23 protein-coding genes are annotated in these 26,260 nt (G+C 62.7%); 5 read left to right on the plus strand and 18 right to left on the minus strand.

Annotated features, from left to right (window positions below):
• Nucleotides 1-455 (plus strand): allophanate hydrolase-related protein (locus WBR57_RS05495; RefSeq protein ID WP_424082867.1); only part of this gene is annotated, 455 nt, incomplete at its 5' end.
• Between the two features lie 2 nt (nucleotides 456-457).
• Nucleotides 458-1,159: a GntR family transcriptional regulator gene (locus WBR57_RS05500; protein WP_424082869.1), complete on the plus strand. Its 702-nt coding sequence runs from the start codon at nucleotides 458-460 to the stop codon at nucleotides 1,157-1,159.
• A 37-nt stretch (nucleotides 1,160-1,196) separates the two neighbouring features.
• Here WBR57_RS05500 and dapA read toward each other — a convergent pair whose 3' ends face one another.
• The 4 genes from dapA to WBR57_RS05520 form a co-directional block, all read right to left on the minus strand.
• Nucleotides 1,197-2,051: a 4-hydroxy-tetrahydrodipicolinate synthase gene (dapA, locus tag WBR57_RS05505; RefSeq protein ID WP_424082871.1), complete on the minus strand. Its 855-nt coding sequence runs from the start codon at nucleotides 2,049-2,051 to the stop codon at nucleotides 1,197-1,199.
• Nucleotides 2,052-2,352: 301 nt separating this feature from the next.
• Nucleotides 2,353-3,744, minus strand: coding sequence for a hypothetical protein (locus tag WBR57_RS05510; RefSeq protein WP_424082873.1), 1,392 nt, complete (start codon nucleotides 3,742-3,744; stop codon nucleotides 2,353-2,355).
• 162 nt (nucleotides 3,745-3,906) lie between these two features.
• Nucleotides 3,907-4,299, minus strand: a complete 393-nt coding sequence (locus WBR57_RS05515; RefSeq protein ID WP_424082875.1) for an ester cyclase — start codon at nucleotides 4,297-4,299, stop codon at nucleotides 3,907-3,909.
• A 10-nt stretch (nucleotides 4,300-4,309) separates the two neighbouring features.
• On the minus strand, nucleotides 4,310-4,930 hold the full coding sequence (locus WBR57_RS05520; protein WP_424082877.1) for a LysE family translocator: 621 nt from the start codon (nucleotides 4,928-4,930) through the stop codon (nucleotides 4,310-4,312).
• A gap of 168 nt (nucleotides 4,931-5,098) precedes the next feature.
• On the opposite strand from WBR57_RS05520, the gene WBR57_RS05525 reads away from it, so the two are divergent.
• Nucleotides 5,099-5,416 (plus strand): hypothetical protein, encoded by a 318-nt coding sequence (locus WBR57_RS05525; protein WP_424082879.1) that lies wholly within the window; start codon nucleotides 5,099-5,101, stop codon nucleotides 5,414-5,416.
• Between the two features lie 49 nt (nucleotides 5,417-5,465).
• Here WBR57_RS05525 and WBR57_RS05530 read toward each other — a convergent pair whose 3' ends face one another.
• The 4 genes from WBR57_RS05530 to WBR57_RS05545 all read right to left on the minus strand — a co-directional run bounded on the left by WBR57_RS05530 (nucleotide 5,466) and on the right by WBR57_RS05545 (nucleotide 10,525).
• On the minus strand, nucleotides 5,466-5,927 hold the full coding sequence (locus WBR57_RS05530; protein WP_424082881.1) for a hypothetical protein: 462 nt from the start codon (nucleotides 5,925-5,927) through the stop codon (nucleotides 5,466-5,468).
• Nucleotides 5,928-6,028: 101 nt separating this feature from the next.
• Nucleotides 6,029-7,522 (minus strand): methyl-accepting chemotaxis protein, encoded by a 1,494-nt coding sequence (locus WBR57_RS05535; protein WP_424082883.1) that lies wholly within the window; start codon nucleotides 7,520-7,522, stop codon nucleotides 6,029-6,031.
• A 167-nt stretch (nucleotides 7,523-7,689) separates the two neighbouring features.
• Complete coding sequence (locus tag WBR57_RS05540; RefSeq protein WP_424082885.1) at nucleotides 7,690-9,849, minus strand: TonB-dependent siderophore receptor; 2,160 nt, start codon at nucleotides 9,847-9,849, stop codon at nucleotides 7,690-7,692.
• Between the two features lie 184 nt (nucleotides 9,850-10,033).
• A complete protein-coding gene (locus tag WBR57_RS05545; RefSeq protein ID WP_424082887.1) occupies nucleotides 10,034-10,525 on the minus strand; it encodes an Lrp/AsnC family transcriptional regulator in 492 nt (163 codons plus the stop codon).
• A 121-nt stretch (nucleotides 10,526-10,646) separates the two neighbouring features.
• On the opposite strand from WBR57_RS05545, the gene WBR57_RS05550 reads away from it, so the two are divergent.
• Nucleotides 10,647-11,681, plus strand: a complete 1,035-nt coding sequence (locus WBR57_RS05550; RefSeq protein WP_424082888.1) for a histone deacetylase family protein — start codon at nucleotides 10,647-10,649, stop codon at nucleotides 11,679-11,681.
• 66 nt (nucleotides 11,682-11,747) lie between these two features.
• The gene (locus WBR57_RS05555) at nucleotides 11,748-13,145 is read left to right on the plus strand and encodes an amino acid permease (RefSeq protein WP_424082890.1); all 1,398 of its coding nucleotides are present in this window, start codon (nucleotides 11,748-11,750) and stop codon (nucleotides 13,143-13,145) included.
• A 2-nt stretch (nucleotides 13,146-13,147) separates the two neighbouring features.
• Here WBR57_RS05555 and WBR57_RS05560 read toward each other — a convergent pair whose 3' ends face one another.
• From WBR57_RS05560 to treZ, 10 genes are all read right to left on the minus strand, one after another.
• Nucleotides 13,148-13,909 carry a PIG-L deacetylase family protein gene (locus WBR57_RS05560; protein WP_424082892.1) on the minus strand — a complete coding sequence of 254 codons (762 nt, stop codon included), beginning with the start codon at nucleotides 13,907-13,909 and terminating at the stop codon, nucleotides 13,148-13,150.
• 179 nt (nucleotides 13,910-14,088) lie between these two features.
• Nucleotides 14,089-14,748 (minus strand): glycosyltransferase, encoded by a 660-nt coding sequence (locus WBR57_RS05565; protein ID WP_424082894.1) that lies wholly within the window; start codon nucleotides 14,746-14,748, stop codon nucleotides 14,089-14,091.
• Entirely contained in the window at nucleotides 14,745-15,344 is a 600-nt protein-coding gene (locus tag WBR57_RS05570; RefSeq protein ID WP_424082896.1) for an SAM-dependent methyltransferase, read from the minus strand. Before WBR57_RS05570 ends, WBR57_RS05565 begins: the two co-directional genes overlap by 4 nt.
• Nucleotides 15,341-16,099, minus strand: a complete 759-nt coding sequence (locus WBR57_RS05575; RefSeq protein ID WP_424082898.1) for a PIG-L deacetylase family protein — start codon at nucleotides 16,097-16,099, stop codon at nucleotides 15,341-15,343. The genes WBR57_RS05570 and WBR57_RS05575 overlap by 4 nt, the downstream gene beginning before the upstream one ends.
• Entirely contained in the window at nucleotides 16,096-17,094 is a 999-nt protein-coding gene (locus WBR57_RS05580; protein WP_424082900.1) for an acyl-CoA dehydrogenase, read from the minus strand. Before WBR57_RS05580 ends, WBR57_RS05575 begins: the two co-directional genes overlap by 4 nt.
• A 1-nt stretch (nucleotide 17,095) precedes the next feature.
• Nucleotides 17,096-19,255 carry a glycogen debranching protein GlgX gene (gene glgX, locus WBR57_RS05585; RefSeq protein WP_424082901.1) on the minus strand — a complete coding sequence of 720 codons (2,160 nt, stop codon included), beginning with the start codon at nucleotides 19,253-19,255 and terminating at the stop codon, nucleotides 17,096-17,098.
• 119 nt (nucleotides 19,256-19,374) lie between these two features.
• Nucleotides 19,375-19,644 carry a DUF2934 domain-containing protein gene (locus tag WBR57_RS05590; RefSeq protein WP_424082903.1) on the minus strand — a complete coding sequence of 90 codons (270 nt, stop codon included), beginning with the start codon at nucleotides 19,642-19,644 and terminating at the stop codon, nucleotides 19,375-19,377.
• A 24-nt stretch (nucleotides 19,645-19,668) separates the two neighbouring features.
• Nucleotides 19,669-22,425, minus strand: coding sequence for a malto-oligosyltrehalose synthase (locus tag WBR57_RS05595; RefSeq protein WP_424082905.1), 2,757 nt, complete (start codon nucleotides 22,423-22,425; stop codon nucleotides 19,669-19,671).
• Complete coding sequence (gene malQ / locus WBR57_RS05600) at nucleotides 22,422-24,506, minus strand: 4-alpha-glucanotransferase (protein WP_424082907.1); 2,085 nt, start codon at nucleotides 24,504-24,506, stop codon at nucleotides 22,422-22,424. The genes WBR57_RS05595 and malQ overlap by 4 nt, the downstream gene beginning before the upstream one ends.
• Nucleotides 24,503-26,248, minus strand: a complete 1,746-nt coding sequence (treZ, locus tag WBR57_RS05605; RefSeq protein WP_424082909.1) for a malto-oligosyltrehalose trehalohydrolase — start codon at nucleotides 26,246-26,248, stop codon at nucleotides 24,503-24,505. The genes malQ and treZ overlap by 4 nt, the downstream gene beginning before the upstream one ends.
• Between the last annotated feature and the right edge of the window lie 12 nt (nucleotides 26,249-26,260).

The raw sequence follows: 26,260 nt of genomic DNA on the forward strand, positions 1-26,260 counted from the left end.
GCCTCGACCTGCCATTGGGTGCCACTGAGCGCTACCTGCCCGCACCGGCCCCGGCGCTGCAAGCCCCCGGCACTGTGCGCGTAGCAGTGGTGGGCGCGCACCTCACCGGCATGCCGCTGAACGTGCAACTGACCCGCCGCAACGCGGTGCTGGTCGAGCAAACCCTGACCGCCGACACCTACCGCCTGTACGCACTGCCAGGCACCGTGCCGCCCAAGCCGGGCCTGGCCAGGGCCGACAGCGGGCAGCCGATCATCGTCGAGCTGTGGGACATGCCCATCGCGCGCTTCGGCGAGTTCGTCGCCGAAATCCCCGCGCCGTTGGGCATCGGCAACCTGCTGCTGGCGGATGGGCGCAGCGTCAAAGGCTTTATCTGCGAGCCCTGGGCCTTGGCGGACGCGCTGGATATCACCGAGTTTGGCGGCTGGCGCGCCTTCATCGCAAGCCGGGGGTAAGCATGCAACTGGCCACGCTCAGAACCACCAAGGCCCGGCCGGACAGCCTGGCCGAACAGGTTTACACGCAGCTCAAGGCGGATATCTTCGAGTTCCGCCTGTTGCCCGGTGACCGTTTCAGCGAAGGCGAAGTCGCCGAACGCATGCACGCCAGCCGCACGCCGGTGCGCCAGGCGCTTTATCGCCTGGAGAAGGAAGGCTACCTGGCGGTGTACTTTCGCAGCGGCTGGCAGGTCAAGCCGTTCGACTTCGCGTATTTCGAAGAGCTGTACGACGTCCGCATCGTGCTGGAACTGGCGGCGGTCAGCCGTTTATGTGCAATGGACGAACCGAGCCCGGTGTTGCAGCAATTGCAGTTGACCTGGCAGGTGGAGGAGGACGAGCGCCTGCAGGAGACCCAGGCCGTGTCGGCGCTGGATGAGCGTTTTCACTGCGCCTTGGTGGAAGCCACCGGCAACCGTGAGATGGCGCGGATGCACTACGCCATCACCGAAAAGATCCGCATCATCCGCCGGCTCGACTTTACCCAGGCTGCGCGTATTGCAGCGACCTACGAGGAGCATGGGCAGATACTCGACGCCATCGCGCAGCGCCAGTGCGAACTCGCGCAGCAGTTGCTTGCACGGCATATCGAGCTGAGCAAGCAAGCGGTGCGCGAGATCACCTTGCACCGGCTGCAGCTGGCCAGGCAAAAGGCCCCGTGAGTGAACTTCTGTGGCGAGCAGGCTTGCCACAGGTTAGTCATTCGACGATAGATTTCAGCCGGGCCACTACCGCCTCACTCGCCCGCTGCATCGGCGCACGCAATTCGCTGCCGATCAGCCCCTGCAACGCCAACGCCGCTTTCACCGGCGCCGGGTTGGGCTCCAAAAACATCGTAGTGATCAACGGCACCAACTCCAGAAACGTCGCCCTGGCCTGCGCCAACTGGTTATCCCGCACCTGCTGCCACAGCGCCACAAACTGCTCGGTGCGTACATGCGCCGACGCCGCGATCGCCCCGCTGGCGCCCAGGCACAGCGCGTTGAACAGCTGGATATCCTCGCCACACAACACATCCACCTCACCACTGGCCAGCAGCGCCAGGGTATTGCCCAGGTTGCCGCCACAGTCCTTGATCGCCACGATTTGCGGGTGCGCGACGATGTTCAGCAAGGTTGCCTGCTCGAAGGTCACGCCGGTGCGGTAGGGAATGTCGTAAAGAATGATCGGCACGCTGGACGCGTCGGCCACCGTGCGGAAGAACGCTTCAAGCCCAGCCTGGGAGGGCCGGATGTAACTCGGCGCCGGCACCAGCAAACCGGCGACCGGACGCTTGAGAACTTCGCCCTGGAACTGCAGCAGTTCGAGCTGGTTGTTACCCGCCAGGCCCATCACCACGCGGTGCGCGGGCACCTCTTGCAGCACCGCATCCAGCACCGCCAGTTGTTCCTGGCGGCTCAGCGACGCGGCTTCACCGGTGGTGGTGCACACCATGATGCCGGCCACGTGCTTTTGCAGCAGGTGGCTGACCAGCCGGCGCAGGCCGGCAAAATCGATGGCGCCGTCCTGAAACGGCGTGACGATGGGCACCCAGATACCTTGAAACGAGGACATGCATTTTCTCCTGATGTTGACCGCAAAAGTCACCGTCAGAAGGGCATGGGAGATTGTGCAAAGGGCGGGAGTCCGTGGCGCTCAATGTCCTGTCAGCTCATTTGACGGGACAGCGCGCCCCGGTCACATGAGCGACTGTTTCTTCGATTTGAGGGCGTGCGCAACGCAACCTTGCGCCTTGGCAATCAAGCCAATGGCGCAAAGGTTAACGGATAAGGTTGCGGACATTCGCTGACACACCCTGAATAAGGCCTCCATCTTCATGGACTATTACGAGGTGTGTCAACAGCGCAGGCGGGGTTTATTCAAACTTTTCGATACGGGTATCGGCGTAGTAAAACGCGTTCTTGTCGGTGCTCGCCTCGAAGAAGTACGCATAGTCAGTCAGGTAGTAACGGTGGCTGACGCGCTTGTATTCATCGTTGTCGTAAGAGCACGACAGCGCCTTGGCGGTGCCCAGCAGGTTCGGGTTGAGCTCGCGGGCCTGCAACTCGCGCTCCACCACGCAGCGTGTGGTTTCAGGCTTGCCGTAGTTGCCGATGATGCTGTTCAGCGTTGAGCGCGTGGCCTGGTAAATCACCGTGTCACCTACGGGCAAGGCCTTCCAGTTACCGGTGAAGCTCAGCTGGGTCAGGGTCGAGCTTTCGGCCATGCCGCCACCGCCAAAGGTGGATTTGGACACCAGGTCAATCAGGTTGCGCCACTTCACCGATTGCGACTCATAGCCCTTGCCGCGGTTGGCTACGCTGAGTTGGCCGCTGGGCCTGTCCTGGCCAATGAAGTATTCGCTGGACAGTTCGCTGGTCGTACCTTTGTAGGTCGAAGTGCCGGTCATCTTCACGTAGTTGAGCGAGCGGGTCGGCGGGTCGAGGTTCAACTGCGTGATTGCGGCCAGCACCTGGGGTTGCACCGAGTTCAGGGCGATGGCCACCGGCGCTTTCAGGCGCGGCTTGAACGGCGGCAGGGCGGCGATTTTTTCCGGGTTCACGCAGACCTTGTTGAACAGCAGTTCGTAGTCGGCGTTGCTGCCGGCGATCTTTTGTGGCGTGGGGAAACTGTCGACCCGACCATCGCTGACGCGGTTATCGGCGTCCATGTCGTAGCCGGCCAGTTCCTTGTACGTAGCGTCCTTGCAGGACACCGCGAAGCGCTCGCGTTTTTGCGCGTAAGGGGCGTTGTAGGGCAGGTCGTTAAGCACCGTCGGGTTGTCGAACGCGGCCCAGAAATGCGTTTCGCCATTGAGCGTCTTCACGCTGCTGGCGTCGATCAACACTTGGTTTTCACGCTCGTTGGTCTGCACCAGGCGCCAGTCCGGCTTGGGCGTTTCGGCGCAGGCGCGCACGAAGGTCTGGTTGGCGGCCAGGGCTGCATAGGCCTGCGACGGCAATTTTTGCGCTGAGCCATAACGGCCGACGCTCCCAGGGTAAAGCCGCTGGGCGGCGTCCATGTACAGCAGGTAAACCTGCGGCGTAGAACAAGCGGCTTCAATCTGCAGCGTGCGGCGCACCGCGTTCGGCACAGTGGGCATCAGTAGCTCAAAGCTCAACGTATCGCCTTCGCGCACGATGCTGTTTTCAACCAGCGGCTGGCTCAGAGCCAGGGTGTACATTTGGTCGAGTTTGGCTTTCTGGGTGACACAGCCGGACAAGGTGGCGACGCCACCGATCAGCAAAAGGGAAGTAATAACGCGCACAAGAGCCTCGTTGAGTCCATTCGGAGAGAAGTCAGTGCGCAAGGGTAACGTATTGATACATATGGCACCAAGGCATCACGGAGCCCAATCATCGGATTGAACGCCTGCGCGCCGGTTGTCAGCCCATCAGTACGGCGTCACAGGTGGATGCGTGAGTGGGGTTCAGACGGCAAGCTGTTGTGCAATCGCCGCCTTGTCGATCACCGACCAGACATGCGCAAAGCGGCCGTCGATGACTTCGTAGAACACGTTCTCATCGAAGCTCACTTGCCTGCCATGGATCGGCAGCCCGAAGAATTCGCCCCTGGGCGTGACATGGAAATTCAGGCGAGTGGCAACCGTGGGCGGATCGGCTACCAGCAGTTGGATGCGGAACACCAGGTCCGGGATCTCGCGGAAGTCACGCTCCAACATCGCGCGGTAGCCGTCGAGGCCGACACGGCTGCCGTTGTAGGTCACGTCCGAGTGGACGAAATGGCCCAAGCGCGCCCAGTCCTGTTGGTTGAGGCAATCAATGTAGCCACGGTAAAGGTCGGCGAGTTCATTTCTGCTCATCAGTCTTCCCTCAAGCTCTGCGCGCCATCAACAACACCGTGGCCGCCGCCGACAACAACCCGGCGCAGCAACGATTGAACATCCGCTTGCCGCGCGGCTCGGCAAACCAGCGACGCATGTGCAGGCCCATGTAGGCGTAGGCGCTGATGGCGAGCCACTCCAGCACCAGGAACATCGCGCCCAGCAAGGCAAACTGCGGCGTGATCGGCTGCCCCGGCACCACGAATTGCGGAAGGAACGCGGTGAAAATCAGGATGGCTTTCGGATTGCCCGCCGCCACCAGAAACTCCTGACGCGCCAGTGCCCACAATCCCACCTTGGCGCCCGTCGATTGCGCCTCAGCCTGCGGATCCGCCCGCCACAGCTGAACCGCCAGGTAAAGCAGATACGCCGCGCCCAGAATCTTGACTGCATAGAACAACAACGCCGACGTCTGCAGCACCACCGCCAAGCCTGCGCAGGCGAGGGCGATCATCCCGGCGAACGCCAGCAGCCGGCCCATGCCCGCCAGGCACGAAGTGCGGTAGCCGTAGCGCGTGGCGTTGCTGACGGACAACAAGTTGTTCGGGCCGGGCGCCATGTTCAGGGCGAAGCAGGCGGGGAGGAAAAGGGCGAGGGTGGCAAGGTCCATGGCGGCTCCGGGATCGCGTGGGCGGGAAGCCAGGAGGATAAGGGCAGTGGGGCGGTTGGACAATGTGCTGGGCTTGCGACCATTCGCGCGGTTGGACGGCCGACGCCGGGAACGACCCGCTAGGCCTGTAAGTCTACCGATCTCTACTCATGGGTAAGGTGCAGCGAAATGGATAAGACAATCACCGTGGATCAACTGGCGACCACTGACCTTAGATCAATCAACGAGATTTGGCTCGGCGGTACTCACACGCAGCTGTGCCTATGGCGTGGCGAACAAGTCTTCACTCACGAAATGCTCAGCGAGGGCACCCACGATCAGAATGTCCGACGGCTGTGCGTGCAGTTGGTCGACCCTGACGATCAGGCGGCAGTGGCCAGGGTGGAAGTGATCGCGCGTGAACGCCTGGAAAAGATGGGGAAGCAGGGCGAGTTTTATCCGGCAGAAGAGGCGGACACTCACCAATTTGCGGCAAAGCCTGAATGAGTTCTGCAGCCATCTGTTCAGCACTTTTTGCACCGTCGATCCGTAGCCGTCAGCGTACCGCCTGACTGACTTCCTGACCCGTGGCTGCATCTTCCAGCCAGATCCGCAATCGATTGAGCCCAATGTACTCGGAACGCGCGATGATTTTTTGGCCGGGCTTACCTTCAAAACTCAGCTGCGCAAACATGAAGTGCTGAGGCAACCGGTATTCCAGCTGCAAGGTGTACTTGCCAGGCTTCAGCACGGCGCGCTGCGGTGAGTCGTTCCTGTAGTAATAAGTGGAGAAGGGGATATTCCCGACCTTTTTGTCGTTCACCCGAATTATGTTCAGGTTCGGTTGGCCATCGAAGAGACCACGTTGCGGCCTGCCCGCGTACGTGTCGGTTTCGACCACGGTGTAGTGCGATTCATCGCGTGCTTCGCGGGTGTCTACGTTCGAGTAGGCCGGCATTTCGGCGCAGCCGTGCAAGAAGAGCAACAGTGTGAAAAACGGTAGGGCGATCTTACGCATTGACGGGGCCTGCATCATTGTTGATCTGTCGGTCTATACCGCGCGTGCTCATGGCCATCTCCTTGGCTGACGTTCAAGGCGGCGAGTGTAGCGTGTAAGCCTTACGCGTGAAACTTGCGCCCCAGCGCATCCAGCCGCACTGCAATCGGCGGTAACTGCTCGCTGCTGCGTGCCAGGGTTTCCACATCATCGGCAGTATTTTGCGCAATGCTCTGCACCGCCTGCAGCCGCCCGACAATTTCCAGGTTGGCCGACGTCTGCTCGCGGGTGGTGCTTACGATGCGCCCGTTGAGTTCGTCGATGTGGGTGATGTCATCGCCCACCGCGCGCAGCATTTCCACCGCCACCTGGCTGTCTTCCACGCAGCGCTCAACGCCCTGACGGCTGTCGTGCATGGCTTCAACGGCCTGGCGGCTGCCTTGTTGCAAGCCTTCGATGATGGTTTTGATTTCCTGGGTGGAGACGGCGGTGCGTTGCGCCAGGCTGCGCACTTCGTCGGCGACTACCGCAAAACCGCGGCCCTGTTCGCCGGCGCGGGCGGCTTCGATGGCGGCGTTGAGGGCCAGCAGGTTGGTCTGGTTGGCGATGCTGCTGATCACTTCAAGCACGCTGCCGATCTGCTCGGCCTGCACCGCCAGGCCTTCGACGGTCTGGTTGGTGCCGACCAGCCGCTCGGCCAACTGGGTGATTTCGTGCTGCGCGCGGCCGACGCTTTGCTGGCCGCGGATGATCTGTTTGCTGGCTTTGCTCGCGTGCTCCACGGCGTGCCCGACGTGCACGGTGATGTGGCCCATGGCGTCTTCCATGCGCTGCATCGAGCCGGTCATCTGGCTGATTTCGGCCAGCTGATGCCGCGCGCCTTTTTCCAGGGTGCCGCTGGCGCTGGCCAGTTCCTGGCCGAGTTGGCCCAGGCCCTGGGAGTCGCGGGCGACGCCGTCGATCAGGAGCGTGATCTGCTGCAGGAAATGCTCGAAACGCTTGGTCAGGGACACATGCACCTTGCCCTCAGTCCGCGCGGTTTCTACGGTGAACTGGGAGGTAACGGCGAGCATCTTCTCGAGCATTTCCTGGCTCTCGACCGCTTCGCGCTGGCTGTGAATGGCGAGGTAAAGCAAGGCGATGGTTTCCATCACCACGTAGAACGCGTGGACGAACACCATGGCCCAGCCGCCGTGGTGTTCCATCACGAATACCGGGAAGCCTTGATGCTGCAGGGCATGGAACACCACGTGGTGCACGGCAATGGTCAGCGCCGCCACCAGGATCGGCAGCCAGTCGCGGTAAAACGTCAGTACCGCAAGCAGCGCAAAGATGCCGAAGTGCGCTTCGATCACGCCCTGTGCCTGGTTGATATGCAGCGCCGCCATGACCATCAGCCCGGCGCCGAGGGCACAGCGCATCAAACGGGTTCCGCCGAGGCCGCGATAGAGCGCGGTGAGCACCACGCTGGTGCCGCCGCCGACAACCACGGCTTGCAGCAAGGTGTCGTGCCAGAACGCCAGGCCCAGGGAAAACAGGAACATCAGCCAGATCAGCGCCAGCATGATGCGGTCGGCCTTGCGGTAGTGCTCCAGGAAACGTGCGCGTGCGGGCATTCACTCTTACTCCATGTGGTCTAGCCAGGAACAAAGCATGCAGCGTGCCACGATGGCCCGCAGGTGGAGCAAAGCAGTAATCAGGGGGTTGCAGAAACGGTTATCGGCATGGGGGCGGGGGACTTTAGCCACGGCTACCCGGGCGGGCAGCCGTGGAAGGGGTGGGGCTAGAAGGTGTATTTTGCGGTGAGGCCGAAGTTGCGTGGGCTGCCGTAAGTGTCGGTAGAACCCCAGATCGGGCTGCTGCCCACCGCTGAATAGTAGGTGCGATCAAAGACGTTGTTCAGGTTGAGCTGCAGGTCCAGGTTTTTGTTGACCTGGTAGCCTGCCATCACGTCGGCGGTTGCATAACTGCCTTGTTCAAGGCGGTAGGTGCTGGCGTCGGCGAGCACGACGTCGTTGTACATGCGGCTCTGCCAGTAGACGTTGCCACCGATGCGCAGTTTTTCCAGCGGGCCCTGGAAGCGGTAGGACGTGGTGAGCTTGAACATCCGCTCCGGGGTGGCGGGGTCGAAGCGCTGGTTGTTGTTTGCCGCGTTGGTGTCCTTGATGTAGTGCGCACGGGTGTAGGTAAAGCCTGCGCCGACCTGCCAATTTTCGGTGATGCCGCCCTGCAATTCCATGTCGATGCCTTGGCTGCGGACCAGGCCGGAAGCCTCATAACACGCAGCGATTGGGCATCCGGCCTGGCTGTCGGGCTGTGTCGCACGGTTTTTCTGGTCGATCTGGAACACGGCCAGGCTGGCGTTGAGGGCGCCGTTGAAATATTCGCCCTTGATGCCGACTTCGTAGTTTTCACCGACGATAGGTTCCAGGGGCTTGTCCGAAAAGTCCCGGCTCGTTTGTGGGGTAAAAATATCGGTATAGCTGGCGTAGACCGAGTGATGTTCGTCAATGTCGTAGATCACGCCGGCGTAGCGCGTCAGGTTGCGGGTGACTTTATAGTCGCCGTCGCCTTGGCGGTCATCGTAGTCGTACCAGTCCACGCGCGCACCGAGGATCACCTTGAGCGGGTCGGCCAGGTTCAAGCGGGTAGTCAGGTACACGCCGTCCTGCGTGGTGATGCTGTGGCCTTTGCCGTCGCGGGTGAAGTTGGGTTTTCCCCCATTCAGGGGGTAATTGGTGTCGTACGGCGCGTATTCCTTGGAGGTCGCGTCGTAGATGCGTTTGCTGGTACCGACGACCACTTCATGGGTACGGCCGAAGGCTTCCACCGGGCCGCTGAAGAATGTGTCCAGCCCATATTGCTGGTCGTCCTGGTGCGACTGGTAGGCGGTTCGCGCCAGGGTGGTGTTGTAGCGCGACTGGTAAGTCCCGGTGAACACGCCGTCGAGTTGCGACGCCGAGCCGGCGATGTGGAGTTTCCAGTCGTTGTCGAAGCGGTGTTCGATCTCACCGAACGCCGTGTCGATGGTCAGCTTCTTGTTTTCCCAATCGCTGCCGGGGTTGGTGGAGCGGGGCAGGTTCAGGTGATGGCCGTCGGTGCCGATGGGCAGGCCGCCCCAGAAGAAGTTGGTCTGGTCTTCCTGGCGCGAGAAGCCAAGCGTGGCGGTGGTCGCCTCGCTGAGATCGGCTTCACCGATGGCGTAGAACAGGCCGTGATTGCTTTCTTCTCCGTCGCGGAAACTGTTGGCATCACGGTACGAACCGACCACGCGGCCGCGCAAGGTACCGCTGTCGTTCAAGGCGCTGGAGGCGTCGAACTCGCCGCGATAGTCATCCCAGCTGCCGGCAGCACCGGTGATGGAGACCTGTGGCGTGGCGGTAGGGCGTTTGCGCACGAAGTTGAGCGCCGCCGAGGGGTTACCGGCGCCGGTCACGAGCCCGGTGGCGCCGCGAATCACTTCCACGCGGTCGAACATCGCCAGGTTGGGCTGCACGCTGTTGGCGTAGCCGGAATAAGCGCTGGGAATGCCGTCGAACATCATATTGTCGATGTCGAAACCGCGTGATTTGTAGGATTGTCGACCCGGGCCGTCGGCCTGGCTGAGATACAGGCCGGGGGTGTTCTTGACCACGTCGTTGACGCTGGTCATGGCCTGGTCGTCCATGCGCTGGCGGGTAATCACCGTCACCGCCTGGGGCGTTTCGCGCATGGTCAGGGGCAGCTTGGTGGCGGTCGCCATTTCGCCGGTCGTATAGGACTGCGTACCCTCGGTCGTTTCGCTCAGCTGTTGTTCGCTGCTGATTTGCGTGGCGCCCAGTTCAATCGTCCCCGCCGGCTGTTCCGCCTCGGCGGCAAAGGCTGCCGGGGAGCCTGCAAGACAGATGGCCATCGCCATCAAACTGAGTGAAAAACCGTTACCGCCAGGTTGTTGCACAGACATGAAACTGACTCTCCCCGAACGCCCTCCGTGGCGAATAATAAAAGTGTTGATAATTATTCTCATCAGTGTGACAGAGTGTGTCTGAGCAAAAAAGCCTTAAGGGAGAAATAGTTAACGAATTTTTCACATTTTTCAGGGCTGGCGTTTGGCTAGCTTTGATGCCTCAGGCCCGCCCTGGCGGCGTTCACTCGCGCTTGGCGACCGCCACCCGGCTGGTCGCCTTGACCTCGCGCAGCGCCAGGCTCGACTGGATCGAGGCAATCCCCAACTGGCGTCGCAGCACGCTCTCGACAAACTCGCTGTAGCTGTCCAGGTCCTGCGCCAACACCTGCAACAGGTAGTCCGCATCGCCGGTAATCTTGTGGCACGCCAGCACTTGCGGCAGCTCTTTCATCACGGCTTCGAAGGCGTCCGGCGCATGGTCGGTGTGGATGGCGAAGCGCACGTGGACGAAGGCGAGGATGTCCAGACCGAGCAGCTTGCGGTCGAGGTTGGCCTGGTAGTCCTTGATCACGCCTTCTTCTTCCAGGCGTTTGCGCCGGCGCCAGCAGGGCGTGAGGCTCAGGGACAGGCGCTCACTCAGTTGTGCGTTGGAAATGCTCGCGTCTTCCTGCAGCAGGGCGAGGATGGCGAGATCGGTGTCGTCAAGAGCGACCTGCTTGGTTTTATTTTTCATATAAGGCTGCAATAGGGGTAAAAACACCCGATAAAACTAGCAGCGCAAGAAGTAAAAGCAAAGAAACCCCGCAGCCGCCAGAACAAAATAGGTCGGGTCTTTTACTGGCGGATGTTTACAAATGCTGACTGTTTTTAGTGATGACCACCGTTTGCACCATGGCACCGAACTGAAGGACGGTGTGCTCAAGCCCTCGTTCGAACAACCCAGCCGCGCCGACACCGTGCGTGATCGCGTCCGCCACGTTGGCCTGGGCGATATCATCGTGCCGCGCCGCTTTGATCGGGCCTGTTACGTCAACGCCCACAGCGAGCGCTACGTGGCGTTTCTCGAAAGCGCCTGGGCCGAGTGGACCGCCATCGGCCGCAGCCACGACGCGCTGCCGCTGGTATGGCCGGTGCGTGACCTGGCCAACCAGCAGGTGCCGGACTTCATCGACGGCAAGCTGGGCTTTTTTGCCATGGACGCCGGTTCACCGATTACCCGCACCACCTGGGGCGCGGTGAAAACCAGTGCCGACATCGCCTTGACCGGCCTGGCGCTGATCGATGAAGGCCATCACAGCGCCTTCGCCCTCTGCCGGCCACCGGGGCACCACGCGGCCCGCGAGTACATGGGCGGTTATTGCTACCTCAACAATGCCGCGATTGCCGCGCAACAGGCAATCACCCAGGGCGCGACACGCGTTGCCGTGCTGGACGTGGATTTCCACCACGGCAACGGCACGCAGAACATTTTCTACGACCGCCCGGACGTGTTGTTCATCTCCCTGCACGGCGAACCGGCGGTGTCCTATCCGTACTTTTCCGGGTTCAGCAGCGAGCGCGGGGTGGGCGCCGGCGAGGGCTTCAACCTGAATTACCCATTGCCGAAAAACACCACCTGGGCCGACTACCAAGTCGCCCTGGCCGACGCTTGCCGTCAATTGCGCAACTTCGCCCCCGAAGTGCTGGTGATTTCCCTCGGCGTGGACACGTTCAAGGACGACCCCATCAGCCATTTCCTGCTCGACAGCCAGGACTTTGTCGGCATGGGCGAGCTCATCGCCAGCGTCGGCGTACCGACGCTGTTCGTGATGGAAGGCGGCTACATGGTCGATGAAATCGGCATCAATGCCGTCAACGTGCTGCACGGTTTCGAAAGCCAATCCGCCTGATTCCAATAACAACGATTGCTCGACTTTTTTCTGCCAAAACTCAAAAACATAACAAGAGGTTTTGTGATGAAAACAACCACGTCCGGGCTTTGTGAAAAGCCTGCATTGCAACGCACCCTGAGCAACCGCCATATCCAACTGATGGCCATGGGCGGCGCGATCGGCACCGGCCTGTTCATGGGCTCCGGCAAGATCATCGCGCTGTCCGGCACCTCGATCATCCTGATCTACATGATCATTGGCCTGTTCGTGTATTTCGTGATGCGCGCCATGGGCGAGCTGTTGCTGTCGAACCTCAACTTCAAGAGTTTCGCCGACTTTGCCGGTGCTTACCTGGGGCCGCGCGCAGCGTTCTTTCTCGGCTGGTCGTACTGGCTGAGCTGGAGCGTGGCGGTGGTGGGGGATGCGGTGGTGGTCGGCGGGTTTTTCCAATACTGGTTCCCGCAGGTGCCGGCCTGGATGCCCGCCGTCGGCATGCTGCTGACGCTGTTCGCGCTGAACGTCCTGACGGTCAAGCTGTTTGGCGAGGTGGAGTTCTGGTTCGCGATCATCAAGATCATCGCCGTGGTGACCTTGATCGGCGTGAGCGTGGTGCTGATCGCCAGCTCGTTTGTTTCGCCCAACGGGGTCACGGCGTCGTTGAGCCACTTGCTGGACAAACAAGCCGCGTTTCCGAATGGCCTGTTCGGGTTTTTCGCCGGGTTCCAGATGGCGATTTTTTCCTTTGCCGGCACCGAGCTGATCGGCACCGCCGCCGCCGAAACCCGCGCACCGCAGAAGACCTTGCCCAAGGCGATCAACTCGATTCCGCTGCGCATCATCCTGTTTTACGTGCTGGCTCTGGCGTGCATCATCGCGGTCACCTCGTGGCAGCAGGTATCGCCGAGCAAAAGCCCGTTCGTGGAGTTGTTCCTGGTCGCGGGGTTTCCCGCCGCGGCGGGGATCGTCAACTTTGTGGTGCTGACCTCGGCGGCGTCGTCGGCCAACAGCGGGGTGTTTTCCGCCAGCCGCATGTTGTTCGGCCTGGCGGACCTGGGGGATGCGCCGGGGATCTTTCGGCGGTTGTCGCGCAGCAGCGTGCCGTTTATCAGCCTCGCGTTTACCACCTTGCTGATGCTGGCGGGCCTGGTGTTGCTGTTTGTGGTGCCGGAGGTGATGACCGCCTTTACCATTGTGTCGACGGTGTCGGCGATCCTGGTGATTTTTACCTGGTCGATGATTCTTGCGTCCTACATTGCCTACCGCACAAAGCGCCCGGACCTGCACGCCAAATCCGTCTACAAAATGCCCGGCGGCGTGCCCATGGCCTGGTGTTCCCTAGGCTTCCTGGCGTTTGTGCTGTGCTTGCTGGCGTTGCGGCCGGATACGCGCTTGGCGCTGTGCGTGATGCCGGCCTGGTTTATCGGGCTGGGTGTTGCCTACCCGTTTTCACGCCTTAAAGCGGCGCGATACACGCCGGCCTGAGGCTACGAAAACACAATCTCGTAGGGCTCGCGCATACGCTCGAGCAGTACCTGGGCGAGCATCGGCGCCAGGCCGATCTGCGGGTCGCCCATCAACTGGCTGGCGTAAGCGTGAGCGGCGTGGAGTTTGCGCGCCACGCTCCAGCTGTCGAGGCGCACCTTGCGCGCGCGCTGCCAGGGGATCATCGCCGCGTCGCGCGCAGGCCAGTGCCAGGCCCAGATCGGCAGCTCGTACAGCTGTGCGCCAACGAGGCTGCAGGCCTTGGCGCTGGCGCGACCGACGGCGTCGTGGTCGTCGTTGCCATCGTTGCGCCAAGTGGAAAACACCACATCGCCCGGCTGCAGGTAACGCGCGATAAATTGGCTCAGCTGCGGTTCGCGGGCGGCGAGGGCGTTGTCGCAAAAGCCGCCGCGAATCCACTTCAGGCTGTGCAAGGGCATGCCCAGGCGGCGCAAGGCTTCGGCACTTTCCTGGGGCCGCACTACGCTCAGGCGGCTGGCCGGCCACACATGGGAGCCGGGGTGGCTGGCGCTGCCGTCGGTGATTGAGATCAGTTGCAGCGGGTGTTCGAGGGTGCTGAGCACTTGCAGCAAACCGCCGCAGGCGAGCACCTCATCACCCGGATGGGGCGCGATGATCACCACACGTGCGCCAGGTGGCACCAGCGCGTTTGGCGCGATAGGGGGGATTTGCGCCAGCTGCGGCGCGCTGTTCCAGACTTGCGCGGGGCCGCGGCGGCCTTCGCTTAAGGAAGCAAGCTTCATGGGTGACACATCCTTGTCGATTGATGCTGGGTCGTGGCCCGTTGACGGGACGACGCTCTTTTATCCACCGCAGGCTCCGCTGCGGCGGTTGCAGGGCCATTCAATCCTGAATTGCGCTGCACGGCATAACCAGCATAGCCAAAGATCAGTCGTTTTTACATTTAGTCATGTCGTTTTTTTCAAGACGCGAGTATCAGGCTCTTCAGATAATCGCCGAACCCACCTTGCGCACGCGCGTCCAGGCGCGCGCTGGTAATGACTTGCGGGGCATGGCTCCAGGCGATCAATGCGCCGCAGCGCTCCAGGTTGCGTACCAGCTGCACGTCTTCATGGCACGCCAGCGGCTCGAAGCCGCCGGCCCGCACATAGGCGCCGGCGCTCACGCCCAGGTTCGCGCCGTGGATATGCCGGTGGCCGTCACGGGCTTGATACGCCTGGTTATAACGAATCTGCGCCGCCGGGTCGAACCCTTCGCTCCAGGCATCGACGGTGACCGTACCGCACACCGCATCGGCCTCCAGTGCCAACTGCGCAACCAGCCAGTCGGGGGCGACACGGCTATCGGCATCGGTACAGGAAATCCAGCGCGCACCCTGATTGAGCAGGTGCCGCGCGCCGACGCCACGCCCATGCCCGACGTTGCGCGCGTGGACCTCCAGGCGTTGCACGCCAAAGCGTTCGGCAATCGCGGCACTGGCATCGCTGCAACTGTCGAGCACCACCAGGATCTCCACCGATTCACCCGCCAACCCGGGGTGGCGGGCAGCCGTCAACGCCGCCCCCAGGCAGTCGCCCAGCAACGCCTCTTCGTTATGTACCGGGATCAGAATGCCGATCATCGCAGGCCCTCAAGCGTGGCGACCGAGGTGCCATCGCGGCTCCACAGGTCGAGTAGAAAATCCTGTTCGTGGTGACGGACGACCAGCGGCATGCCCAGCCGTTCGTGCAGCAACCCATGCACTTGCTCGGCGGTCTGCGGGCAGCCTTCGATAGGCGGGCGCCAATGGCAGGCCAGCACCTGGCCGTCAGGCGTCAGGCTGGCGACTGCACGCTCGATCAAGCGGCTGAGGTCCTCGGCGTCGAGGTAGTAGCACAGCTCGCTCAACACGATCAGCTCGAACTGCTCGGCCGGCCATTGCTCGGGCAGGCGGCTCTGCTGCACCTGGGCGTGGGGGAACCCGAGCAGGCGGCCGCGCGCCAGGGCGACGGCAGCCGAGGCGGTGTCGCAACACAGCAGGCGATCACAACGCGGCGCCAATTCGGCGCTCAGCTCGCCGTTGGCGCAGCCGGGTTCGAACACCGAGGCGTAGCGCGGACGCGTCAACAGCGCCAGGGTCAGCGCGCGTTTACGTCGCTCGTACCAGCGCTGGCGAAACGCCCAGGGGTCGTCGTTATCGGCAAACAGTTGGTCGAAATAAGGCGTGGCCACACTCATACAAATACCACTTCAAAAGGTTGCAGCAGGCGTTCCACCACATACGGTGCCAGCACCGGTGGCAGACCGATCTGCGGGTCGCCCTCGAGCTGGCTGGCGAACGCATGGATGGCATGGCGTTTACGCGCGACCGCTTCGCAACTCAGCGGGATTTTGCGGGCGCGGTGCCAAGGCACCTGCCTGTCTTCCGGCGTGGCCCAATGCCAGGTCCATACCGGCAGCTCGTACAGCGTCGCACCCACCGCCTGCGCGGCGTTGGCGCTGGCGCGGCCCACGGCTTCATGGTCGCAATGGCCGTCTTCGCGCCAGGTGGTGAACACCACGTCGGTGGGTTTGAGGTAGCGCTGGATAAAGGCGCTCAACTCTTCTTCTCGCGCCGCCACCTGGCTGTCGCTGAAGCCTGCGCGCAGCCATTTCAAGCTGTGCAAGGGTAAACCCAGGCGATGCAGGGCCTGGGCCGATTCCTGCGGGCGAATCACGCTCAAGCGCTCGACTGGCCAGCGCAACGAACCCGGGTGGCTGGCGCTGCCATCGGTCACCGAGATCAGCTGGATCGGCCGGTCCAGCGCGGCCAGGCCCTGCAACAGCCCGCCACAGCCCAACACTTCGTCATCCGGGTGCGGGGCGATGATGACCGCACGATGGCCGTCGGGCACCAACTGCTCGACGCTGATCTGTGGCAACTCGGCCATCAATGTTGAAGACTGCCAGTGATGCAGTGGCGTGCCCTGGCCGACAATCGGGTTGGGTTTCATAACAGCCACCTGTCTTGCGCGTCACCAGCAACTTGCTCGCCCAGCGCGGCCAGATCGCGTTCGGCATGGCTCTGGCGCAGGTACACCGGCAGATCCGCCATCAACTGTGCGAAGTGCGGGTCTTTGCAGTAGGGCCCGGCACCCAGGGCGCGTCCGACATGGCGCATCACTTGCTCGACGGTGTCTTCGATACAGGCACGGGCCTGCTGGGCCAGTTGGCGGGCATCGGCCTTGGGTTCGCGGTCGATCTGTTGCGCACTGGCGCGCAATACGCACGCTGCGCTGTTGAGCGCCGCGTCGACTGCACCGAGGTGGGCGAGAGCATGCGGATCCGGGCGTTTGCTGCAGTTTTCACGCAGCACTTCGGCCAGGCGCTGCGCCGCGCCATACCAGCAGGCGGCGATACCGACCCCGCCTTGCCAGAAGCCGGGGCGGGAAAGGTAGTCGCCGGGGCCGCCCACGGCAATTGCACCGGCACCGTCAAATACCACTTCGACGCTGCCGGTGGCGGCCATGCCCACGGCGCTCCAGCCATCATCTGTCACGGTGATACCCGGTTGGTCCATTTGCACCGCGACCAGTTGCTGGCGACCCTGGGTATCCCACGCCGTCAACAACCCATGGCTGACGACGGCCGCGCCGGAACACCAGGCCTTGCGCCCCTGCAGCAGCAGGCGCTGGCCCTCCTGGTGCACCTGCACTTTGGCGTTCGGCGGCTCTGCGGCCCACATGCCCCAGGTGCTGCCCATAGGCGGCAAGGGGCTGCCGAGCTCGGCGATGATCGCCAGCGCATCGGTGTGGCCTTCGAACAATTTGCACAAGCGCAGGTCATGGCCTGCGACTTGTGCCAAGCGGCTGAACCGCGCCAGGGTCTGGCCGCCGCCAGGCAGCGGCAGCTGGTCCAGGCCTTCCTCCTGAAGTGCCTTCAGGGCTACGCCCAGGGCTTGCGTGTCCGCATAGCCCTGGAAGCCTTGAAGGAATCCATGCAGTGCCATTTCACACCTCTTCGTCACGCTGCAATTCAAATAGCAACAGCGAGCGGCCAGTCACGGCGTACTCGTGATCAAACTCAAAACGCTCCTGACCACGCACGGCCGGCTCATTGGTGTCGAGCATGCAGGTCCAAAACTCACCTTCGGGCACTGGCGGCAGGCGGAAGTTGACCAGGTCGTGGTGGGCGTTGACCACCAGCAGCAACGTGGCATCGGCGCCGGCGCGGCGGATCCCGGTTTCCTGGGCGCGGCCGTCCATCAACATGCCCAGGCACCGGCCATGGCTGTCTTCCCACTGTTCGGTGGTCATCTCGTTGCCATCCGGCGACAGCCAGGTGACGTCCTTCACGCCGATGTCTTCGTTGTAGTCGCCCACCAGGAAGCGACCGCGACGCAGGATCGGATAGGCCAGGCGCAGCTTGATCAGGCGTTTTACAAACTTGAGCAAGGCCTTGCCGTCGTCATCCAGTTCCCAGTTGACCCAGCCGATTTCGCTGTCCTGACAATAGGCATTGTTGTTGCCGTGCTGAGTGCGCGCGAACTCATCACCGGCCACGATCATCGGCGTGCCTTGGGCCAGCAGCAACGTGGCGAAGAAGTTGCGCATCTGGCGCAGGCGCAGCGCGTTGATTTCCGGGTCTTCGGTCGGGCCTTCGACGCCGTGGTTCCAGGACAGGTTGTTGTTACTGCCATCCTGGTTGTTTTCGTCGTTGGCTTCGTTGTGTTTGTCGTTGTACGACACCAGGTCGTGCAAGGTGAAACCGTCGTGGGCGGTGATGAAGTTCACTGAGCTGTAAGGGCGGCGGCCACGATGGTTGAACATCTCGCCCGAAGCCGTCATGCGCCCGGCGAAGTCTGCCAGCTGGCCGTCGTCGCCTTTCCAGAACGCACGCACGGTGTCGCGGAAACGGTCGTTCCATTCCACCCAGCCCGGTGGGAAGTTGCCCACTTGATAGCCGCCGGGGCCGCAGTCCCAGGGTTCGGCGATCATTTTCAGCTGGCGCAGGACCGGGTCCTGGCGGCAGGCAACGAGGAAGCTGTGGCGTTCGTCGAAGCCGTCACGGTAACGGCCGAGAATGGTTGCCAGGTCGAAGCGGAAACCGTCGACGTGCATCTCGGTGGCCCAGTAACGCAGCGAGTCGGTAACCATCTGCAGCACGCACGGGTGACTCAGGTCGAGGGTGTTGCCGGTGCCGGAGTCGTTGATGTAGAAGCGCTTGTCGTCAGGCATCAGGCGGTAGTACGACGCGTTGTCGATGCCGCGCATGGACAGGGTCGGGCCGCGCTCATTGCCTTCGGCGGTGTGGTTGTAGACCACGTCCAGAATCACTTCCAGCTTTTGCTCGTGCAGGTGCGCGACCATTTCCTTGAACTCGGCGATCTTGCCGCTGGCCAGGTAGCGCGGGTCGGGAGCAAAAAACGCAATGCTGTTATAGCCCCAGTAGTTGGTCATGCCTTTTTCCAGCAGGTGCTGGTCGTTGACAAAGGCGTGCACCGGCAGCAGTTCCACCGAGGAAATGCCCAACTGGCGAATGTGCTTGAGCACGTCATCTTCCATCAAGCCGGCGCAGGTGCCGCGCACTTCTTCGCCGACCGAAGGGTGGCGCATGCTGATCCCGCGCAGGTGGGTTTCATAGATGATCGTGCGGTCCCATGGCACCCGCACCGGCTGGTCGTTACCCCAGGTGTGCGCCGGGTCGATGACCTTGCACTTGGGCACGAACGGCGCGCTGTCGCGTTCGTCGAAACTGAGGTCGTCGTCCGGGTGGCCGATGGTGTAGCCAAACAACGCCTCGGACCATTTGAGTTCGCCCACCAGTTGTTTGGCGTAGGGGTCAATCAAGAGTTTGTTGTGGTTGAAACGATGTCCGTTGGCCGGGTCGTAAGCACCATACACGCGATAGCCGTAAATCAGCCCAGGGTGGGCGTCGGGCAGATAGCCGTGGAAGGTCTCGTCGGTGTATTCGGGCAGCTCGATGCGCTCGAGTTCCACTTCGCCGGTGTCATCGAACAGGCACAGCTCGACTTTGGTGGCGTTCGCCGAGAACAGCGCGAAGTTGACCCCAAGGCCGTCCCAGGTGGCGCCGAGCGGGAAGGGCAAACCTTCTCGAATCCGCGACGGTTCGTTGCCCGGCGTCGAAGGGGTTTTATGCGGTTTGCTCATTGTGTTGCTCCTGCAAAGGGCTTTTTTCAGGCCGAACGCGGCCGTACTGACGAAAATTCAGTGGACGAGAAAGAAAATGAAATCACCTCTTGCCGAGCGTGCCGGCAAGAGGCTTGGGGTCAAGGCTTGGGCTCTTTCGGCGCCGGTGGCTTTTTAGCGGCCGGGGCTGGCGGCTTGCTCGCGGCAGGTGCAGCGGGTTTGGGCTTGGCCGCAGGTTTGGGTGCGGTCTTGGGCTTGGCGGTTGCTTTAGGCTTGCTCGGCGTCAGCGCTTCGGCTTCGGCGAGCTTGCGTGCCATCTCCCAGTGACGCGCGTCTTCGCCATGGGGCTTGCCTTCAGATTCCCAGATCTGATGCGCCAATTCGCGTATGCGTTTGTCTTCAGTACTCATCACAATGCTCCTCACAGAAAATTTTCAGCTTTCTTGATCATCAGGATTGATAAAGACATTGACCGGGAAATCCCCCAGGGCAGCGCTGATCAACAGCTCCTTGTCTGGTGTGACTGCGCCTGTGTGAAAAAGTCCCTTCCAGTTTTGCGTTGGCGCGTCGAACGGTAATTTCACCCGCGTATCGCCCCAAACCTGCGCATTGATTTGAGGGTGAACCCCGTTTTCAAGCAACTCGAACGACCACCGTGGCACCACCACCAGCAGGCGTTTGCCCTGGTGCTCGCGGCAGAATGCAACCACGCGGTCGGCGTGTTGGCCCACCACCTCCAACGGCGTGTAGGTACCGCTGCGGAACAGTTCGGGATGGGCCTTGCGCAGGGCCAGAACCGCGGCGATCACGGCCTGCTTGATGCGCCCGTCGCGCCAGTTGAATAACAGTTCGCCGATGTCCGCTGGGGTATCGAGCGCGCGCTGCCGCGCGTTGAAATCCACCGGGCGCCGGTTGTCCGGGTCGACCAGGCTGAAGTCCCAGAACTCATCGCCCTGGTACAGGTCCGGCACACCCGGCACGGTGATGCGAAGCAAGGATTGCGCCAGCCCATTCAGGGCGCCGGACGGGGCAATGGCCTGGGCGGCGCTGCCGATGGCCTCGCGCAATGGGCGACCTTCCTCACTGAGCAGCACGCGCGACAGGAAAGCCTCCACGCCTTGTTCATAGGCCTCGTTCGGCGCGCTCCAACTGCTTTGCAGCTTGGCTTCACGCAGGGCTTTTTGCTGCCACTGCCAGAGGCGCTTTTGATAGTCGGCAAAGTCGTCAGCCTGGTCCAGCGGCCAACTGCCCAGCAGCACCTGATACAGGATCAGTTCATCACCCGCCGACGGCGCGCTGGCATCGCTGCGCAACGGCGCGGCAAGGGTGCGCCAGTGTTCGACCTGCTCGACGTACCACGGCGCGCACTCACTCAGCACGGCCAGGCGCGCGCGGGTGTCTTCGCCGCGTTTGTGGTCGTGGGTGGCGGTGGCCAGCAGGTTATCGGGGAAGGCTTGCAGCCGCTGTTGGTTGACCGCATGGAACTCGGCCAGCGGCGCGCTGAACTGCTCGGTACTGAAGCCCACGTCGTTACGCGACAGCAGCACCGCCGAGCGATAAAACGCAGTGTCTTCCACGGCCTTGGCGGCGGCCGGCGAGGTCAGTTGCTGGAAGCGCACGCAGGCATGCTTGAGGATCTTGCGCTCGCGACCCACCGGGCGATTGCGCCACGGTTGGCCGCCGAGCCATTTTTCCAGGTGCTCGAGCACCGGCCAGTCGCCTTCGCCCAGGGTACTGCGCGCGCCGTCCATGGCTTGCTGGAACACCTGGTCGTCGGCGGCGCTGCGTCCGCGGGCGCTGATATAGGTGCGGTACACCGGGAAGTGCACGATCAGTTCCTGCAACGCACGGCGGATCGCCCCCAGGGTCAGGTCGCGGGTCATCACATCGTCGCGGGCTACTTGCAGCAGCGCGCGGGCGACGCTCTCAAAGTCCCCGCCGAGGGAGCCATTGAGGATCTGCTGGCGCGCCAAGCGGGCTTCTTCTATAAACGCCGAAGGCCGCTCGCTGTTGCGCGTCCACAGCTCGGCTAGTGGCTCAAAGCCTTCAGGCTGGTGTTGCAGCAGTGACAGCTGGTTCATGAACTCGTAGCCGGTGGTGCCATCCACACGCCAGTCTTCGCGCAGGGTTTCGCCTTCGCCGAGGATCTTTTCGACGAAGATCGGCAGGTGCCTTTGCGGCGACAGCGAATCCACCCGGCGCCGCAGCTTGCGGCAATACCCGCGTGGGTCGGCCAGGCCGTCGATATGGTCGATGCGCAGGCCATCGATCAGGCCTTCGCCGATCAGCTCGAAAATCTTGCCATGAGTGGCTTCGAACACGGCGGTGCGTTCAACGCGCAGACCACCCAGTTCGTTGACATCAAAAAAGCGCCGCCAGTTGATATCGTCCGCCGCGGTACGCCAACTGGCGAGGCGGTAGGCTTGTTGCTCGAGCAACCGGTGCAAGCGCTGGAAGCCCTCGGGCTGGCGACCGTCGAACCCACTGAGCTGCTGTTCTATGGCGTGCTGCACATCACTTTCGGTGGCGCGCTCGGCCAATGCCTGCTTGAGCCAGGCGGCCTCGGCGTAGGCGTCGTCCTGGTAGGCGAGGGCGGCGAAGCGGTCGGCCAACGGTCTGAGCAGCTCATCGCTGCCCAGGATCGCCGCGTAATCGCGTGGGCAGATCGGAAAACGGTGTTCGTAATGCTCGACGTAAAACGCGCCGTGCACGGCATCGAAATGCAGGGTCAGCGTGCCGGTTTGCAGGGCCTCGCCGTAGTCGCTGCCGAGGAACGGCATCAGCAGCTGTCCCTTGAGCAGCGGGTCAGGCGAATGCCACTGGATGTCGAAGAATTCGCTGTAGGGGCTCAAGCGGCCCCATTCCAGCAGGTCCAGCCACCAGGGGTTATCGGCGCCGCCAACGGCCATATGGTTGGAGACAATATCGAGGATCAGCCCCATGTCGTGCTCACGCAGGGCCGCGACCAGGCGTCGCAGCGCCGCTTCACCGCCCAGTTCCGGGTTGACGCTGGTCGGGTCGACCACGTCATAGCCGTGCATCGAGCCGGCCCGCGCGCTGAGGATCGGTGAGGCGTACAGATGGCTGATGCCCAACCGGGCGAAATACGGCACCAGCGGCACCGCGTCATCGAGGGTGAAACCTTTATGGAATTGCAGGCGCTGGGTAGCGCGCAGGGGCAGTGCTTTCATCGGTCACGCTCATAGGCTTGGTTGCGCGCGACAGCCAGCAGTTCGAGGCGGCGCGCGGCGCCGGCGTTGTCGAGCAGGCTCGAAGCCTCGCCCGGCAGGCGGCGGCGCCAATTGGGGTGGGTATCGGTGGTGCCGGGCAGGTTGGCTTGTTCTTCAAGGCCCAGCGCGTCTTCCAGCGGCAACAGCACCAGCGGCGCACGGGTGTGACCCAGGTAGCGCACGCTGGCATCGATCATGTGGTCGGTTTCGTTGCGGATCTCTTCGACGAAGTTCTGCGGGTCCTGGCTCAAGGCTTGGCGCAGGGCCTGGCGCTCGCGCAGGCGGTGTTCGCTCCATTGCTCCACGGTGGGGGCGTCGATCAGGCCCAACTGCACATTCCAGTCGATATCGCGACTGTGCCACCAGCCATTGAGCGTCGGCAAATCGTGGGTGCTGGTGGTGGCGAGGGCGTTGTCCGGCCAGTCGAGGATCGGCGTGAATTGCCCGTCGTGGCCTTGTTCGAACAACAGCACGCGCATGCCGAGAATCGAGCGGCCGCTGAGTTTTTCGCGCAGGCCGTCGGGCACGGTGCCCAGGTCTTCACCGAGGACAATCGCCTGGTGGCGGTGGGATTCCAATGCCAGCAGGCGCAGCAGGTCGTCGACCGGGAAATACAGGTAGGCGCCTTCACGGGGCGAGGCGTCCATGGGGATCACCCACAAGCGCTGCAGGCCCATCACATGGTCGATGCGCAGGCCGCCGGCATGGGCGAAGTTGGCGCGGAGCATTTCGATGAACGCGCGAAAACCATTGCGTTTGAGGCCTTCGGGGGAAAACGCGGAAATGCCCCAGCCCTGGCCGGAACGGTTGAGGATGTCGGGTGGCGCGCCGACGGTCAGGTCGGCGAGCAGTTCGTCCTGGCGGCTCCAGGCCTGGCTGCCACCGCCGTCGGCACCTACCGCCAGGTCGGCGATCAGGCCCACGCCCATGCCGCTGCCCCGCGCCGCCCGTTGTGCGCGTTCCAGGCAACGGGCGATCAACCATTGGGCAAACGCGAAATAGCCGATCTCTTCGCGGTTGTCTTCGGCGAATTGCACCAGTGCCGGGCTCGCCGGGTTGCGCCAGTCTTCCGGCCAATGGCGCCAGTCGAGGTCTTCGCCGGCCGCCGCGCGCTGTGCTTGCACGGCTTCAAAGCGGCAGTGGTTTTCCAGGGCTTCGCCGCCCGCCTGGCGGAAGCTCAGGAAGTCGGCGTGTTGCGGGTGCTGGCCGTGGCGGAAGTCTTCATACAAGGCGCGCAACAGGCGCTGCTTGGCCTTGGCGGCGGCAGGCCAGTCGATCAGCGTGTGTTGCTCCAGCGCGTGCAACTCTTCTTCAAGGCCCAGTGCCTCGATGGCATTGCGCACTTCGCGCTCACCCAGGATGCAGGCGGGGGAGGCGTAGAGGCTGTTGAGGAACAACCGGCTGGACGGCGAATACGGGCTGTAGCGCTCGGTGTCGGCGCTGAACATGGCGTGCATCGGGCTGATCGCCAGTGCATCGACGCCGCGTTCGGCGGCCGAGCGCGCCAGGTGTTCCAGGGCCAGGGTGTCGCCAAAGCCGCCATCGCCAAGGCGGCGCAGCGCATACAGTTGCGCGCTGAGGCCCCAGGCGCGGGCAGGCTGGGTGTCGACCGCTTCGGCCACGCTGTAGCAGTGGCTGGGGGCGACGGCCAGAGTGAACACCTGGTCATTGATGTGCACCTGGTGGTAACCCAGGGCAATCACTCCGGGCAGCACGGCGTCGCCGTCGAGTCGCAGTTCCAGGGCTTCGCCGCCTTCGAGGTTGACCCGACACAGGGTGTCGGGCTCGAAGTAGCGGGCGAGGTCGAGGCCTTCGCCACTGTCGACGGTCATCAACGGTGGTAACTGTTTGTCTTGTTGCATCCGCTCCAGTTCAAGCAGGCTGGCGTCGATCTCGGCATCGGTATCGGCCGGGTGGCCCAGGCCTTTGAGAACGGCGCGCAGGGCGTCGGGTTTCACTCGTTGCGGGCGGCCGTTTGCGTCGATCCAATCGACGGCCAGGCCCGCGCGGCTGGCGAGGATTTCCAGGTTCGCTTCGCTCAAGGGTGCTCTCCAACAGGGGATAAGGTAACGCGTGCACTGTACGGCGGCAGGTGCGCGCCTTGGTCGGCAGGCGTTTGGTACAGGACGGGCGCGGCCACGGGGAGTTCAAGGGCCGTGGCGCTCAGGTTCAGATCGATCTGCAGCAGGCTGCCATTGCCCAGGCGCCAGCGCGCGCTCACGGCACCCTCTGCCAACACCTGCGCACCCAACGCCAGGCTGCCGGGCAAGTGCGGCACGATGTGGTGGTGGCGCAGGTTCAGCAAGTGGCGGTAGAGCTGGGAGTGTGCGGTGTCGGCAAACGATGGCGCCGACTGCTCGAACGTTTGCAACGCATTGGGATCTGGGATGTGCTCGCGGCGCTCCGGGTCTTTGAATGAGGAGAAGTCGGCAAACTCGTTGCGCCGGCCTTCGCGCACCGCCTCGGCGAGTTCGCCGTGGTGGTCGGTGAAAAACAGAAACGGTTCGTCTGCGTTGACCTCATCACCCATGAACATCAGCGGGATCATCGGCGACATCAGCAGCAAAACGGTCGCAGCTTCCAGCGCCTGAGGCGGACAGAGCTGGTGCAGACGCTCGCCCATCGCGCGATTGCCGATCTGGTCGTGGTTCTGCAAAAAGGCGACGAAGGCCGTGGGCGGCAAATCACCGCTCGGCTCGCCGCGTTCATGGCCGTGCCGGGTGGTATGGCCCTGGTAGATAAACCCCTCGCTCAGGCAGCGCGCGAGTTTGGCCGTAGGGTTTTCGGCGAAGTCGCTGTAATAGGCATCGGTTTCGCCAGTCAGCAGCACGTGCAGCACGTTATGAAAGTCATCATTCCATTGCGCGTCGAAATCCTGCTTCAACAGGCTTGCCTGGTTCAGCTCGTTTTCCAGCACCAGCCACACATGCCGGCCGGTATCCACTTGTTCGCGGACCCGCTGTGCCAACTGTTGCAAGAAACCCGGGTTGTCGATGGCGTGCACCGCGTCCAGGCGCAGGCCGTCGAAGCGGTACTCGAGCAACCACATCAACGCGTTGTCGAGGAAGAAGTCGCGTACTTCGCGGCGGTCGAAATCGATCCCGGCGCCCCACGGGGTGTGCACGTCCTCCTGGAAAAAACCTGCGGCGTACTGGCCCAGGTAATTGCCGTCCGGGCCGAAGTGGTTGTAGACCACATCGAGGATCACGGCCAAGCCGTGCTCATGGGCGCTGTCGATCAGGTGCTTGAGCTGTTCGGGGCTGCCGTAGGAGGAATGCGGCGCGTAGGGCAGAACCCCGTCATAGCCCCAATTGCGCTCGCCGGGAAATTGCGCCAAGGGCATCAATTCAATCGCGGTGATGCCCAGCTCGGCCAGGCGTGGCAGGTGTTTTTCGACGCCGGCGTAGCCCCCCAGGGCACCGACATGCAGCTCGTAGATCACCGCCTCATGCCACGGGCGGCCTTGCCAATTGCTGTGTCGCCACTGGTAGGCGAGCGGGTCGACCACCAGGCTCCAACCGTGCACGTCCGAGGCCTGAGCCCTGGACGCGGGGTCGGGTACGTCGGTTTCTCCATCGATGTTGTAGCGGTAGCGAGTGCCCGCCGGGCACTGCACCTCTGCTTCGAACCAGCCATCGGCCTGAGGCAGCATGGCGATGGAGTTTCCATTTTCCAATTCAACGCTGACATAAAACGCGTCTGGCGCCCACAAGGCAAAACGCGTGTGTTGCGCGTCCAACATGATTGCGCCGTGGGGCCAGGTTTCCAAAGTCCGTAACGGCATCTATGAAGACCT

This window comes from Pseudomonas sp. (genome assembly GCF_049590575.1).
GTDB lineage: Bacteria > Pseudomonadota > Gammaproteobacteria > Pseudomonadales > Pseudomonadaceae > Aquipseudomonas.